Annotated in this window: 13 protein-coding genes and 1 pseudogene; 9 read left to right on the forward strand and 5 right to left on the reverse strand. The window is 71.0% G+C overall.

What is annotated here, in order from left to right; genetic code table 11:
• Positions 1-18 precede the first annotated feature (18 nt).
• Positions 19-1,011 (forward strand): DUF3068 domain-containing protein, encoded by a 993-nt coding sequence (locus ACIA8X_RS18615; protein ID WP_393442660.1) that lies wholly within the window; start codon positions 19-21, stop codon positions 1,009-1,011.
• Here ACIA8X_RS18615 and hrpB read toward each other — a convergent pair.
• Both hrpB and ACIA8X_RS18625 read right to left on the reverse strand, forming a co-directional pair.
• Positions 1,001-3,493 (reverse strand): ATP-dependent helicase HrpB, encoded by a 2,493-nt coding sequence (hrpB, locus tag ACIA8X_RS18620; RefSeq protein WP_393442662.1) that lies wholly within the window; start codon positions 3,491-3,493, stop codon positions 1,001-1,003. The two genes, ACIA8X_RS18615 and hrpB, sit on opposite strands and share 11 nt — an antisense overlap.
• A gap of 4 nt (positions 3,494-3,497) precedes the next feature.
• Complete coding sequence (locus ACIA8X_RS18625; protein ID WP_393443252.1) at positions 3,498-4,337, reverse strand: class I SAM-dependent methyltransferase; 840 nt, start codon at positions 4,335-4,337, stop codon at positions 3,498-3,500.
• Between the two features lie 379 nt (positions 4,338-4,716).
• Between ACIA8X_RS18625 and rpsA the strand changes: the two genes are divergently transcribed.
• From rpsA to ACIA8X_RS18645, 4 genes are all read left to right on the forward strand, one after another.
• Positions 4,717-6,219, forward strand: coding sequence for a 30S ribosomal protein S1 (gene rpsA, locus ACIA8X_RS18630; RefSeq protein WP_393442664.1), 1,503 nt, complete (start codon positions 4,717-4,719; stop codon positions 6,217-6,219).
• Positions 6,220-6,452: 233 nt separating this feature from the next.
• Positions 6,453-7,391 (forward strand): PAC2 family protein, encoded by a 939-nt coding sequence (locus ACIA8X_RS18635; protein ID WP_393442666.1) that lies wholly within the window; start codon positions 6,453-6,455, stop codon positions 7,389-7,391.
• Positions 7,392-7,447: 56 nt separating this feature from the next.
• Positions 7,448-8,062, forward strand: coding sequence for a dephospho-CoA kinase (gene coaE, locus ACIA8X_RS18640; RefSeq protein ID WP_393442668.1), 615 nt, complete (start codon positions 7,448-7,450; stop codon positions 8,060-8,062).
• A 71-nt stretch (positions 8,063-8,133) separates the two neighbouring features.
• Positions 8,134-8,514 (forward strand): tetratricopeptide repeat protein, encoded by a 381-nt coding sequence (locus tag ACIA8X_RS18645; RefSeq protein WP_093907126.1) that lies wholly within the window; start codon positions 8,134-8,136, stop codon positions 8,512-8,514.
• A 52-nt stretch (positions 8,515-8,566) separates the two neighbouring features.
• Here the strand turns inward: ACIA8X_RS18645 and ACIA8X_RS18650 are convergent, their stop codons facing one another.
• The gene (locus tag ACIA8X_RS18650; protein WP_393442670.1) at positions 8,567-8,863 is read right to left on the reverse strand and encodes a DUF6343 family protein; all 297 of its coding nucleotides are present in this window, start codon (positions 8,861-8,863) and stop codon (positions 8,567-8,569) included.
• A 55-nt stretch (positions 8,864-8,918) separates the two neighbouring features.
• On the opposite strand from ACIA8X_RS18650, the gene ACIA8X_RS18655 reads away from it, so the two are divergent.
• Both ACIA8X_RS18655 and ACIA8X_RS18660 read left to right on the forward strand, forming a co-directional pair.
• Complete coding sequence (locus ACIA8X_RS18655) at positions 8,919-9,875, forward strand: acyltransferase domain-containing protein (RefSeq protein WP_393442672.1); 957 nt, start codon at positions 8,919-8,921, stop codon at positions 9,873-9,875.
• A gap of 219 nt (positions 9,876-10,094) precedes the next feature.
• Positions 10,095-10,389 (forward strand): annotated as a pseudogene (locus ACIA8X_RS18660) (DoxX family protein); the annotation flags it as partial.
• Between the two features lie 64 nt (positions 10,390-10,453).
• Here ACIA8X_RS18660 and ACIA8X_RS18665 read toward each other — a convergent pair.
• On the reverse strand, positions 10,454-11,011 hold the full coding sequence (locus ACIA8X_RS18665) for an RNA-binding S4 domain-containing protein (protein ID WP_393442674.1): 558 nt from the start codon (positions 11,009-11,011) through the stop codon (positions 10,454-10,456).
• Positions 11,012-11,097: 86 nt separating this feature from the next.
• Here ACIA8X_RS18665 and ACIA8X_RS18670 point away from each other — a divergent pair, with 86 nt between their 5' ends.
• Both ACIA8X_RS18670 and ACIA8X_RS18675 read left to right on the forward strand, forming a co-directional pair.
• Positions 11,098-11,901: a uracil-DNA glycosylase gene (locus ACIA8X_RS18670; RefSeq protein ID WP_399458680.1), complete on the forward strand. Its 804-nt coding sequence runs from the start codon at positions 11,098-11,100 to the stop codon at positions 11,899-11,901.
• 37 nt (positions 11,902-11,938) lie between these two features.
• Positions 11,939-12,616 (forward strand): 1,4-alpha-glucan branching protein, encoded by a 678-nt coding sequence (locus tag ACIA8X_RS18675; RefSeq protein ID WP_399458681.1) that lies wholly within the window; start codon positions 11,939-11,941, stop codon positions 12,614-12,616.
• A gap of 53 nt (positions 12,617-12,669) precedes the next feature.
• Here the strand turns inward: ACIA8X_RS18675 and ACIA8X_RS18680 are convergent, their stop codons facing one another.
• Entirely contained in the window at positions 12,670-13,335 is a 666-nt protein-coding gene (locus ACIA8X_RS18680) for a GntR family transcriptional regulator (RefSeq protein ID WP_393442680.1), read from the reverse strand.
• Positions 13,336-13,390 lie beyond the last annotated feature (55 nt).

Here is a 13,390-nt window from a genome sequence, read left to right on the forward strand (position 1 = left end):
TCCGGGAGGGAGGCCGAGATGCGCCGCAAGGCCGGCCTGGTCCTGCTCGCCCTCGCCGTGTTCTTCGCGGCGCTGTCCCCACTGCTGCGCTGGTACGCCTTCCCGCGCCTGGCCAAGATCCCGGCCGGCCAGTACCAGGACATGGTCCTGGAGGCGAAGAACGCGACCCTCCTCGACTACGGCACCATGAAGGCCCGCAAGGTCCCCAAGGTCACCATCGTGCAGACGCTCAAGGGCAACGTCGAAGCCTCTCAGAAGATCGAGGAGACGGCGGGCAAGGACGTGGTGGTCTGGGAGGGCCTCTCCTACGTCGTCGGCCCCGACGGCAAGATGGTCTCCAGGATCCCCGAGCGCTACATCTTCGACGCGCACACCCAGGAACCCGTCCACGCCACCGGCGAGATGGTCGACGGCGACCCGGTGAAGCGGCAGGGCATCGAGTTCAAGTGGCCCTTCCTGACGGAGAAACGGGACTACGAGTACTTCGACGCCCAGACCCGCACCAGCGCCCCCATCCACTACAAGGGCACCCAGGACTTCCGCGGTGTCGAGGTCTACTACTTCGAGCAGACCATCCCGTGGACCAAGGTCAGGTTCCCCAAGACGATGCCGGTCGAGGGCATCACCCCGGAGTCCGTGGCCAAGACCGGCACCACCCGCTGGTACACGACCGTCCGCAAGTTCTGGGTCGAACCCCTCACCGGCGCCCCCGTCTACGGCGAGGAGATCCACAAGGAGGAACTGCGCGGCGGCACCCTCCTCGGCGACCGCGACAAGGTGACGGCGTTCGCGGGCCACGTGAAGATGCGCGAGGACTACATCGACTACACCGTGGACCTGGTCAAGTCCAACCGCACCCTCGTCCTGCTGATGACGTCGTACCTGCCCTGGGGATTCCTGACCCTCGGCGTGCTGCTCCTGGCCCTGTCCCTCTACCTGGAGGCACGCGGCCGCCGCCCCGGCGAACCGGAGCCGACGAAGAACACCGAACCGGAACCGGTCACCGCCTGAGCCGGGCGTTGGTGTGCCGGGTCGGCTCGGCGGTCGCGGGGTCCTCGGGCCACGGATGCTTGGGATAGCGCCCGCGCAGCTCCGCCCGTACGCCCTTGTAGCCGTCCTTCCAGAAGGAGGCGAGGTCGGCGGTGACGGCGGCGGGGCGCCCGGCGGGGGAGAGCAGATGGACGAGGAGCGGCACACCGGCCACCGAGGGGGACCGGTCCAGCCCGAACATCTCCTGCAACTTCACGGCGAGAACGGGCTGTTCGGGGTTGCCGTAGTCGATCCGGATCCTGGACCCACTCGGTACGGCGATCCGCTCCGGGGCAAGCTCGTCCAGCCGACCGGCGTCCCCCGAGGCCCACGGCAGCAGTCGCGCGAGCGCCTCCCCGGCATCGATCCGCGCCAGGTCGGCCCGGCGCCGGGCCCGGCCCAGCTCGGGCTCCAACCACTCGTCCACGCGCGCGTGGAGCGCGTCGTCGGACACATCGGGCCAGGGCTCGCCGAGGTGCAGCCGCAGAAAGGCGAGCCGCTGCCGCAGTACGCCGGCGTCGGGGGACCAGCGCAACAGGACGAACCCGTCCTGCCGTAGCCCTTCCAGGAGCGCGTTGCGTACGAGTACGGGGTCGGCGTCCCGCAACGGCCGCACCGCCAGCTCGATCGCCCCCAGCCGCTCGACCCGCCGGGCGACGACGTCCCCGTCGGCCCAGTGCACCTCCTGGCCCTCGGAGTGCAGCGAGGCCGCCGCCGACCGGGCCATGTCCTCGTCCACCACGGCGGCGAGCTGCACGCGCGCGTGCCCCTTGCCGACGGGGCGGTCCGCGACGGCCACGGCGATCCACGGGGCACCGCGCAGCGGGCTGCCGTCACCGAGTTCCGCGCGGGTGCCGGAGACCATGAGGTAGGAACCGCCGTCGGCCTTGGCGACGCGCTCGGGGAAGGCGAGGGCGGCGACGAGGCCCACCGTGCGGTCGTCCACGGCGGCGGCCGGTCTGTCAGGGGCGGGCGCGCTCTCGCCGCTCGCCCGCAACCGCCGCACCTCCGTACGCCAGCGCCCCGCATAGGCATCACCGCCGCGCCGGGCCGCCCGCAGAGCGCCGGCCAGGTCGTCCCCGTACTCCCGCGGGGCCTCCTCACTCAGCAGCGCGACCACCTCGGCACCCGCACCGGAGGTGTCCAGCAGCGCCCGCCCCAACCGCGGATGCAACCCCAGCCGGGCCAGCGCGGTACCCCGCACCGTGGCCCGCCCGTCGGCGTCCACCGCCCCGATGGCCGTCAGTACGCTCCGCGCCGCCGCCATCGCCCCGCCCGGCGGCGCATCCAGCAGCGCCAGCCCGGCTGCCTCCGGGTCGCCCCAGCAGGCCGCCTGCAGCGCGAACGCCGTCAGGTCGGCCACCTTGATCTCCGGCGACGGGAAACGCGGCAGGCGTACGTCCTCCGCCTCCGCCCAGCAGCGGTACACGGCGCCCGGCGCCTCACGCCCGGCCCGTCCCGCCCGCTGCCGTCCGGCCGCCTGCGAGGCCCGTACCGTCGTCAGCGCGCTCAGCCCGCGCGCGTGGTCGACGCGAGGCTCCCGGGCCAATCCCGAGTCGACGACGACCCGCACTCCGGGAACCGTCAGCGACGACTCGGCCACGGACGTCGCCAGCACCACCCGGCGCCGCTTCGCACCCGCCAGCACCGAGTCCTGCACGGCCGCCGGCGCCCGCCCGTGCACCTGGAGCACGTCGACGTCACCCAGGTCCCCCAACTGCCCGGCCACCCGAGCGATCTCGCCGACACCCGGCAGGAAACACAGCACGTCCCCCGCCCGCTCGGCCAGCGCCCGCCGCACCGTCGACGCCACACGCGTCAGCAGCACCGGGTCGACCCGCATGCCATGCGGCGGCCGTACGGGGCGCGTGGGCGGCGCCCACACCACCTCCACGGGGTGCGAGGCACCCTCCGCCGCGACCACCGGCGCGTCACCCAGCAGCCGAGCCCACCCCTGCGCGTCCGTCGTCGCCGACGCGGCCAGCAGCCGCAGCTCCGGCCGCAGGGTCTGCCGTACGTCCCACAGGAAAGCCGCCACCGTGTCCGCGTCCAGATGCCGCTCGTGGCACTCGTCGAGGATCACGACGTCCACGCCCGCGAGCTCCTGGTCGCGCTGCAACCGCTGGAGCAGCACACCGGTCGTGAGGACCTCCACGCGCGCGTGCCGTCCGACGACCCGTTCTCCGCGCACGGTGTACCCGACGCTCTCGCCGACCTTCTCGCCCAGCAGCCAGGCCATGCGCCGCGCGGCGGCCCGGGCCGCGATCCGCCGGGGCTCGGCGACGACGACCCGCCGCCCCGGTCCCTCGCCGAGCAGCCCCGCCAGCGCCAACGGCACCAGCGTCGTCTTGCCGGTGCCGGGCGGGGCCACCAGCACGGCGGTGCCGTGGCCCTCCAGGGCATCGTTCAGACCGGGCAGGGCACCGCGTACGGGCAGCACGTCCAGGGCGTCGTAACGGATCACGCTCTCAGTCTCGTACGCACACGAAGATCGCCGACCCCGGGATGAGGTTCCCGCGCAACGGCGACCAGCCGCCCCATTCCGAGGTGTTCCAGGCCGGCCACTCCGGCTCCACCAGGTCCACCAGCCGCAGGCCCGCCGCCACGACGTCCCGGACTCGGTCGCCGAGCGTCCGGTGATGCTCGACGTAGACCGCCCGGCCCTCGTCGTCCTGCTCGACGTACGGCGTGCGGTCGAAGTAGGAGGCGGAGACGCTCAGCCCCTCAGGGCCCGGTTCATCGGGGAAGGACCAGCGGATGGGGTGGGTCACGGAGAAGACGAAGCGTCCACCCGGCCGCAGCACCCGCCGCACCTCGCGCAGCACCAGCACCGGGTCGGCGACGAACGGCAGCGCGCCGTACGCCGAGCACGCCAGGTCGAAGGAGGCGTCGGCGAAGGGGAGGGCGCCGGCGTCGGCACAGACCAGGGGGAAGGCACCGCCGATGCGCAGGGCGTGCTGGAGCTGGCGGTGGGAGATGTCCAGGGCGACCGGGATCGCCCCCTGCGCGGCCAGCCAGCGCGAGCACTGGGCGGCACCGGCGCCGATCTCCAGGACCTGCTTGCCCTTGAGGGCCTCCGGCGGGCCGAGCAGCTCGGCCTCCACCTCGTCCAGGCCCTCGGGGCCCCATACGAAACGGTCGTCGCCGAGGAACGTGCCGTGCTCGTTCTGGTACTCGTCCGCGTTGCGGTCCCACCAGCCCCGGTTGGCGCGGGAACTCTCCGCGACGCCGGCCGCACGACGGGTGGCCTCCGGCTCGGAGGAGTCATCGGCGGACGCGATCTCGGGCGATACGGGCTCTTGGATGATCGGCTCCCTCGTCGTACTCTTCCGTCACCTGAATGGCGCGGCCTCCCCCGGTGGTGTCACAAGAGGGGCGCCCCAAGGCCTGCGTGGCCTCCAGGGACAGGACTTGTGCCGGGAATGCGGCGATCCGCCCCGGGTGTGCGGCTTCGCGCATTGACCCTGTCCGGCTGCCCCCGTATGCTACAAGTTGCGCTGCGGGCCTGCGCTCCTCAGACGTAGCAGGCTGCGCTCGCATCTGTTGTATGTCCCCTCGGTTGTCGAGGCGCCATCGGGTTTTCCCGGTGTGGCGCTTCCTTGGCTGTCCGGCTTCTTCAGAGCGAAACGGGCTCCCGGCGTAAGCAGTGCCTACGACTTCAATGTCCGTACCGGAGCCCTTTCCCACATGACGAGCAGCACCGAGACCACCGCCACCACCCCGCAGGTTGCGGTCAACGACATCGGTAACGAGGAAGCCTTCCTCGCCGCTATCGACGAGACGATCAAGTACTTCAACGATGGCGACATCGTCGACGGCGTCATCGTCAAGGTTGACCGGGACGAGGTTCTCCTCGACATCGGTTACAAGACCGAAGGTGTCATCCCGAGCCGCGAGCTCTCGATCAAGCACGACGTCGACCCGAACGAGGTCGTCGCCGTCGGCGACGAGATCGAAGCCCTTGTTCTCCAGAAGGAGGACAAGGAAGGCCGCCTGATCCTCTCGAAGAAGCGCGCGCAGTACGAGCGTGCCTGGGGCACCATCGAGAAGATCAAGGAAGAGGACGGCATCGTCACCGGTACCGTCATCGAGGTCGTCAAGGGTGGTCTCATCCTCGACATCGGCCTCCGTGGCTTCCTCCCGGCCTCCCTGGTCGAGATGCGCCGCGTTCGCGACCTCCAGCCCTACGTGGGCAAGGAGCTCGAGGCCAAGATCATCGAGCTGGACAAGAACCGCAACAACGTGGTCCTGTCCCGCCGTGCCTGGCTGGAGCAGACCCAGTCCGAGGTCCGCCAGACGTTCCTCACCACCCTCCAGAAGGGTCAGGTCCGTTCCGGCGTCGTCTCCTCGATCGTCAACTTCGGTGCCTTCGTGGACCTGGGTGGCGTCGACGGTCTGGTCCACGTCTCCGAGCTCTCCTGGAAGCACATCGACCACCCCTCCGAGGTTGTCGAGGTCGGCCAGGAAGTCACCGTCGAGGTTCTCGACGTCGACATGGACCGCGAGCGTGTCTCCCTGTCGCTGAAGGCGACCCAGGAAGACCCGTGGCAGCAGTTCGCCCGCACCCACCAGATCGGCCAGGTCGTGCCCGGCAAGGTCACGAAGCTGGTTCCGTTCGGTGCGTTCGTCCGCGTGGACGAGGGCATCGAGGGTCTGGTCCACATCTCCGAGCTGGCCGAGCGCCACGTGGAGATCCCGGAGCAGGTCGTCCAGGTCAACGACGAGATCTTCGTCAAGGTCATCGACATCGACCTCGAGCGTCGCCGGATCTCGCTGTCCCTGAAGCAGGCCAACGAGGCCTTCGGTGCCGACCCGGCCTCGGTCGAGTTCGACCCGACGCTGTACGGCATGGCCGCGTCGTACGACGACCAGGGCAACTACATCTACCCCGAGGGCTTCGACCCCGAGACCAACGACTGGCTCGAGGGCTTCGAGTCCCAGCGTGAGGTGTGGGAGAACCAGTACGCCGAGGCGCAGACCCGCTTCGAGCAGCACCAGCAGCAGGTCATCAAGTCCCGCGAGGCCGACGCCGCTGCTGCGGCCGAGGGCGGCGACGCGGCGGGTGCGGCTCCGGCCGCGTCCGGTGGCGGCGGTTCCTACTCCTCCGAGGGCCCGGACAACTCCGGCGCGCTTGCCTCGGACGAGGCGCTTGCCGCGCTGCGTGAGAAGCTGGCGGGCGGCCAGAGCTGAACGCTGGCTCGCTGAGGCCTAGCAGTTGACTGAGGGGCCGTACCTTTCGAGGTGCGGTCCCTCAGGCGTTTTTTCGGTTGTGTTTTGGCTGGCGGCCGGTGGGGGCTTGTCGCGCAGTTCCCCGCGCCCCTGGCGGCGCTGCCCGGACCGGCAAGATCATGTCCTCCCTCCTTCGGGAATGCCCACGGCTGTAAGGGCGTTGTGACTTACGGACACGAGGAGGAGCGGTCACAGTGCTTGATCCGCAGGGTTTGTACGCATGGGAGCCGAAGGGGCTGGCCGTCGTCGACATGGCGCTGGCCCAGGAGTCGGCCGGTCTGGTCATGCTCTACCACTTCGACGGATACATCGACGCGGGCGAAACCGGCGATCAGATCGTCGACGGACTCCTGGACTCGCTGCCCCACCAGGTCGTCGCCCGCTTCGACCACGACCGGCTGGTCGACTACCGCGCCCGCCGCCCGCTGCTGACGTTCAAGCGCGACCGCTGGAGCGAATACGAGGACCCGGCCATCGAGGTGCGGGTCGTGCAGGACGCCACGGGGGCGCCCTTCCTGCTGCTGTCCGGGCCCGAGCCGGACGTGGAGTGGGAGCGCTTCGCCGCTGCCGTCCGGCAGATCGTGGAGCGGCTCGGCGTACGGCTGTCGGTGAACTTCCACGGCATCCCCATGGGCGTCCCGCACACGCGCCCGGTCGGCCTCACCCCGCACGGCAACCGCACCGACCTCGTCCCGGGCCACAGCAGCCCCTTCGACGAGGCGCAGGTGCCCGGCAGCGCCGAGTCGCTGGTGGAGTACCGGCTGATGGAGGCCGGGCACGACGTCCTGGGCATCGCCGCGCATGTCCCGCACTACATCGCCCGCTCCTCGTACCCGGACGCGGCGCTGACCGTCCTGGAGGCGCTCACCGCGGCCACCGGGCTCGTCCTGCCCGGCATCGCGCACTCCCTGCGCACGGAGGCCCACCGCACGCAGAACGAGATCGACCGCCAGATTCGCGAGGGCGATGACGAGCTCACCAACCTCGTCGAGGGGCTGGAGCACCAGTACGACGCCGTCGCCGGCGCCGAGTCACGCGGCAACATGCTCGCCGAGCCGGTGGACATCCCGTCGGCGGACGAGATCGGGCGGGAGTTCGAGCGGTTCCTGGCCGAGCGTGAAGGCGACAACTGACGGCCGAACGGGCCTGCCGGGTGTTGATGTCAGCGGCAGGCCCTAAGCTGCGGCTCATGCTGAAAGTGGGCCTGACCGGCGGCATCGGTGCCGGTAAGAGCGAGGTGTCGCGGCTGCTCGTCGAGTGCGGGGCCGTGCTTATCGACGCGGACCGTATCGCGCGCGAGGTCGTCGCGCCCGGCACCCCCGGTCTAGCCGCCGTCGTCGAGGCCTTCGGGGAGGACGTGCTCGCCGAGGACGGCGGTCTGGACCGGCCCAAGCTGGGCTCGATCGTCTTCGCCGACCCGGACCGGCTCGCCGTACTGAACTCGATCGTGCACCCCCTCGTCGGCGCCCGCTCCCGCGAACTCGAAGAGGCCGCCGCCGAGGACGCGGTCGTCATCCACGACGTCCCGCTCCTCACGGAGAACGGCCTCGCGCCCTTCTACGACATCGTGGTCGTAGTCGACGCGAGTCCCGAGACCCAGCTCGACCGGCTCGTCCGACTGCGCGGCATGACCGAGGAGGACGCACGCGCGCGTATGGCCGCGCAGGCGACGCGCGAGAAGCGGGTGGAGATCGCGGACATCGTCATCGACAACGACGTACCGCTGGACGTGCTTCAGCGGCGGGTGAAGGACGTGTGGGACGAGCTCGTGCGCCGGGCCCACGGGGCACAGGAGAGCCGGTAGCCCCAGTCGTCCCAGGAATAGGGGCACGTCGTTCGCGCGTTGAACTCCTCCAGTGAGGGAAGGACTTTGCCGTGCCCGAGACCAGCGGATCGACCGGACGTACTCCGGAGACGCATGTCATCGACTTCCGTGCCGCCGAGCAACTGCTCGGCGCGCGGGACCCGCGGGGTGCGGTGAAACTGCTCGACCAAGTCATCGCCGCGCACCCGGAGAACACCGCCGCCCGGCTGCTGCGTGCGCGCGCCTTCTTCGCCGCCGCCCAACTGCGGCCCGCCGAGCTGGAGTTCACGATCGTCCTGGAGCGCGAGCCGGACAACGCGTTCGCGCACTTCGCGCTCGCCCGTACCTATGAGCGCCAGGGCAGGGACGACCAGGCCAAGCGGCACTTCCGGCTGGCCGCCGCGCTCGATCCGAACCCGCAGTACCTCAAGGCGGCACGGTTCGACGCGTGAGCGGCGACGGCGACCGGGCGGGGCCGGCGGGGCTGACGGCTCTCCGGTGCGGCTAGGGGTGGCGGTTGTGCGGTGGCGGCGGCCGGTACGGGCGGTCCTCGGGCGGGCGATACGGCGGTATGTCGCGGCCGGGCTGGTAGTGCGGGCCCTGGCGGATGTGTCTGAGGACCATGGCCATGTCGATCGTGATCACCAGCCACAGCACCCCGCAGGCCACCGCCCAGCCAGGGCGGCCCACGAGCGCGAACGCGACGGTGCCGAAGATCGCCCAGACCCCGCCCCACACGCACAGCCAGAAGCGGGCCCGCAGTGCACTGCGCGCTGTCGAAGGCTCACTGCCCGTACGCATCCGGATCACCACTCCTCCTTGAAACGTACTCCTCCGTCTCCTCGCAGGGGGCTTCGTGCTGCCGCGCACCGATGAACTGGCCGAAGTGCTGCTCGACCTCGGCGTACCCCACGAGGACATCAATGACCTCGTCCGCATGCGCCGACGGGTGACGGACGATCCGGAGCTGAAGCAGTTCCTGGAGCGGTCCGTCGACGAGCTCGTCCGGGGCATGGGCGAGGTCGGCGGCCCTGTCGACCTGCCCGACTTCGACTGGGCCTCGGGCCCTCTGCAGCGTTGCTTCCCCGTGTACGTCTTCGTCGCCGCGCTGCCCGCCACGCGCGCGTACCACCGCGAGCGCGGCATCCCGGCCGACGTCTCCCGGCGCACCCTCGCCGATCTGGGACGGAACATGGCCGTCCACCGGCGGCGGTACGGGCGGGCGGGAATGCAGGCTCCGTGGTGGCTCATCCATCACTTTCGAGGTGAGCTGTACCAGTTGGGGCGGTTGCAGTTCGAGCGGGCGCGGCTCGGGGAGCGGATGGGGCGTGCCGGGGCCGGTGCGCCCGGGTTTGAGGGGGCAGGGTCTGAGGTTGCCGGGCCTGAGGTGGGTCCGGGCTCGCCCTGTCTGAACCTGCACATCCCCGACTTCTACGGGCCGCTGACGCCGGCCGCCGTCGACCGGTCCCTGGCGCTGGCCCGGGAGTTCTTCCCGCTGCACTTCCCCGACGAGCGCTATCGGGTGGTGACCTGCCACTCCTGGCTGCTGGACACGCAGCTCCGGAAGTACCTGCCCGAGGACTCCAACATCGTCGGATTCCAGGAGCGCTTCCGCATCGCCCGCGCCGACACGGCGCCGTCCGACACCGAGCCGGTCCAATTCGTCTTCGGCGACCCGGAGTTGCCGGTCGAGGGTCTGCCGCGCAGGACGGCGGTGGAGCGGGCCGTCGGGGATCATCTGCGGGCGGGCGGGCACTGGTACGTCGGGCATGGGTGGCTGCCGTTCGGCGAGCGCCGCTGCATCACTCCGTAATGCATCTGATACGCTCAGTGAATAGTCGGGGGTGATAACCAAGTCCCGGACAATCCGAGCGAGTCCTGTACTTGCTTCGGCGGCCGGAAGGGTCGTCGTCGGACAGGCATGACCTGTCAAACTCCCCGGAGTGATCCAGGGGAGAGTCTCCCGGATACATCCGGGAGAGAACTTCAACTCTGTGACAGCACCGCAGTGGCAGTTGCCCAGCTCATCTCCTCAAGGCCTTCGGCCGCCGACGGCTTCGAGGAGATGGGCTAAGGCAGCAGGAATGCACACCATCGGCGCACTCGAACTGGCCGGTGCCGTCGCGCTGTTGATCCTGGTGCTGCAGTCGGTGGCGGCGATGGCGCTCAGCGCGCTGATGGTGGGTGCGTTCGTCGTGACGATCACCGCGTTCGGCGGCGAGAACGCGGCGACACCGCTCATCCTGATCGTGCCGCTCGCCCTGATCGCCTGGGCGCGACGGAAGTCGAACGCGGATCTGCTGCGCCTGCTACGACGACGTGCGTGACCCGAACGACCTCTGTGGCGTCCGGCCCGGGCCCTCCCGGCCTGCCGGACGCCACCGACGTACGTCAGCGTCCGTGCGGCCCTGCCGCTCCGCCGCCTGTGAGCCCGCGCAGTCGTTCCAACTCGCGGCGGTCCCGCTTGGTCGGCCGGCCCGTGCCGCGGTCGCGGATGCCGGCCGGGGCGACGGCCTCGCGCGGCGGGGGAGGGGGCGAGTTGTCGACGTAGCACTGGACCGCCACCGGCGCGCCGACCCGCTTGCGGATGAGCCGTTTGACCACGACGATCCGTTCCCGGTTCTCCTGGCGCAGGCGCACCTCGTCGCCGACGCGCAGGGAGTGGGAGGGCTTCACGCTGTGGCCGTTCACGCGGACGTGGCCGCCCTTGCAGGCGGTGGCGCCCATGGAGCGGGTCTTGACCAGGCGTACGGCCCAGATCCAAGCGTCGATCCGCACGCTCTCGCCGTTCTGCGGAGCGGCGGCCTCGGCGGCTGCCACGGCTGCGGCCTCGGCGGCGGTCTCGGCTGCGGCGGCCTTCGGGTCGCCGGCCTGCTCGGCCTTCTCCGCGTCCGGCCGCTGTCCCTCGACCGCGCTGCCGGTCGTCGCCTCGTCATCCTCGGAAGCCATGCCTCGACCTTAGTCCCCGTCGGGATGTGTCGGATGTTCCTGTACGGAGTTCCTGTACGGGGCCGAGGCGGCCGTACGGTGGAGCTGTGGACGCCCTCGCTGATCTCGACCGTCGGATCGCGGGCTGCCGGGCCTGCCCTCGGCTGGTCGACTGGCGTGAGGAGGTGGCCCGCACCAGGCGCGCCGCCTTCGCCGACCAGACGTACTGGGGCCGGCCGGTCCCGGGCTTCGGTCCGCCGGACGCCCGGCTGCTGATCGTCGGGCTCGCCCCGGCAGCGCACGGGGGCAACCGCACCGGCCGGATGTTCACCGGGGACCGCTCGGGAGACGTGCTGTACCAGGCGCTGTACGAGGTGGGCCTCGCCTCGCAGCCCACGTCGGTCGCCGTCGGTGACGGGCTTGAGCTGTACGGCGTCCGCGTCACCGCCCCCGTGCACTGCGCCCCGCCCGCGAACAAACCCACCCCGGGGGAGCGGGAGACCTGTCGGCCCTGGCTGGTGCAGGAACTGCGGCTGCTGCGGCCGACACTGCGGGCGGTCGTCGCGTTGGGCGCCTTCGGCTGGCAGGCGACGCTGCCCGCCCTGGCGGAGGCGGGGTGGGGGGTGCCGCGGCCGAGGCCTGCGTTCGGGCATGGGGCGCGGGTCGCGCTGGACGGGCCGGTCGGTTATGGCGGCCTCAACGGGCACGGTGGGCCTGGTGGGCGCGGCGGACCGGGCGATCACGGTGGGCCTGGCGGTCATGGTGGTTCAGGCGGTCATGGTGGCCTCGGCAGGCTCGAACTCTTCGGGTGCTTTCACGTCAGCCAGCGCAACACCTTCACCGGCAAGCTCACGCCCGCGATGCTGACCGAGGTGCTGAGCGCGGCGGCCGAGGCGGCCGGGCTGAAATGAGGGGGCGGGGCGGTCCTACGGACGTTACGGTGCCCGGATGGCTGTCATTCACCGCACCACACTCAAGCCGACCAAGCTGGAACTGCTCACGTCCTGGCTGCCCACCCGCCCCTGGTACGAGGGCGGCCCGGGCGAACCGGAGTTGACCAAGGCCGGCGGCTTCCGGCTGGACGACCCGGAGGGCGAGGTGGGGATCGAGTTCATGGTGGTCACCGATGCCTCCGGAGCCGGTCCCGCCGCCTACCTGGTCCCGCTCACCTATCGCGGCGCACCCCTCGACGGCGCCGAGCACGCCCTCGTCGGCACCATGGAGCACGGCGTGCTGGGGCAGCGCTGGGCCTACGACGGCTGTCACGACCCGGTGCTGGTCGCCCAGTTGCTGGCCCTGATCGAGGGGCGGGTCCAGGCCCAGGCGCAGAGCCTCACCGACACGCCTGACCAGGAGGTCGGCCGCTCCTACACCGGCGACGGTCTTCCTTCCGCCGCCTTCGTCCCCACGGCGACCGACGATCACGACGGCACCGAGATCCCCCTCCCGGACGGCACGCTCCTTCGCCTCCACCGAGTCCTGCGCCCCACCGCCTCGGACACCCCCGACGCCCCGCCCCTCCCTCCCCAGGGCGCGATCGGTCACGTCGCCGGTGCCTGGGGCGGGCCGGACGGCAGTCGTGTCCACGCAGTGTTCGCCGTGCTGGGGGCGGGTCCTCGGGCCTAGTCGGGTTCCGGTTCTCGGTTCTCGTTTCTCGGGCCCAGGAGGCTCCCGAGGACCTACTCGGCCGCGTCCTCCCCGAACAACTGCCGTACCGTCGACCGATAGTTGGTCTGGACGTGTGCGAGGGCGTGGGCGCGGGCCCGGGACGGGTCGCCGGAGGCGATCGCCTCGTACAACTCGCGGTGTTCCACCAGGAGTTGGGGCCACTCCTCGTTGCGTCGGGTCATCCAGCGCAGGCGGCCCGCGACCGGTTCCAGGGCTTCGAGCAGCAGGCTGTTGCCGGCCATGGCGACGATGCGGTCGTGCAGGCGGCTGTTGATGTCCGTGATCGTTTCGGCGTCCCCCGCCTCGGTGGCGGTGGCCGCCTGGTCGAGGAGCCGCTCGACCTCGGCCAGCTCCTCCGGCGTCGCACGGGACGCGGCCAGTCCAGCCGCGTACACCTCCAGCGCCTCGCGCAGCTCGAAGAGTTCCTTGACGTCGTTCGGGGTCAGCCGCCGTACGACCGTACGGCGTGGCGTCTCGAAGTGGACGAACCCCTCCGCGACCAGCGCGCGGATCGCCTCGCGGACCGGCACGCGGGAGACGCCGAAGCGGTCGGCGAGCTCTCGCTCGACCAGTCGGTCGCCGGGGCGGAGGCCGCCCGCGATGATCTCCTGCCGCAAAGTCGCCAGGACGCGCTCACGGACGGCGCCGAGGGGTTCGATCTTCGTCGGGGAGCTCATGGGGCCATCTTCCTCATGGGCCCATCTTCTCCGACTCGCGGGGTGTTTTACGGAG

It is taken from the genome of Streptomyces sp. NPDC051738, assembly GCF_044453205.1.
Taxonomy (GTDB): Bacteria; Actinomycetota; Actinomycetes; order Streptomycetales; family Streptomycetaceae; genus Streptomyces.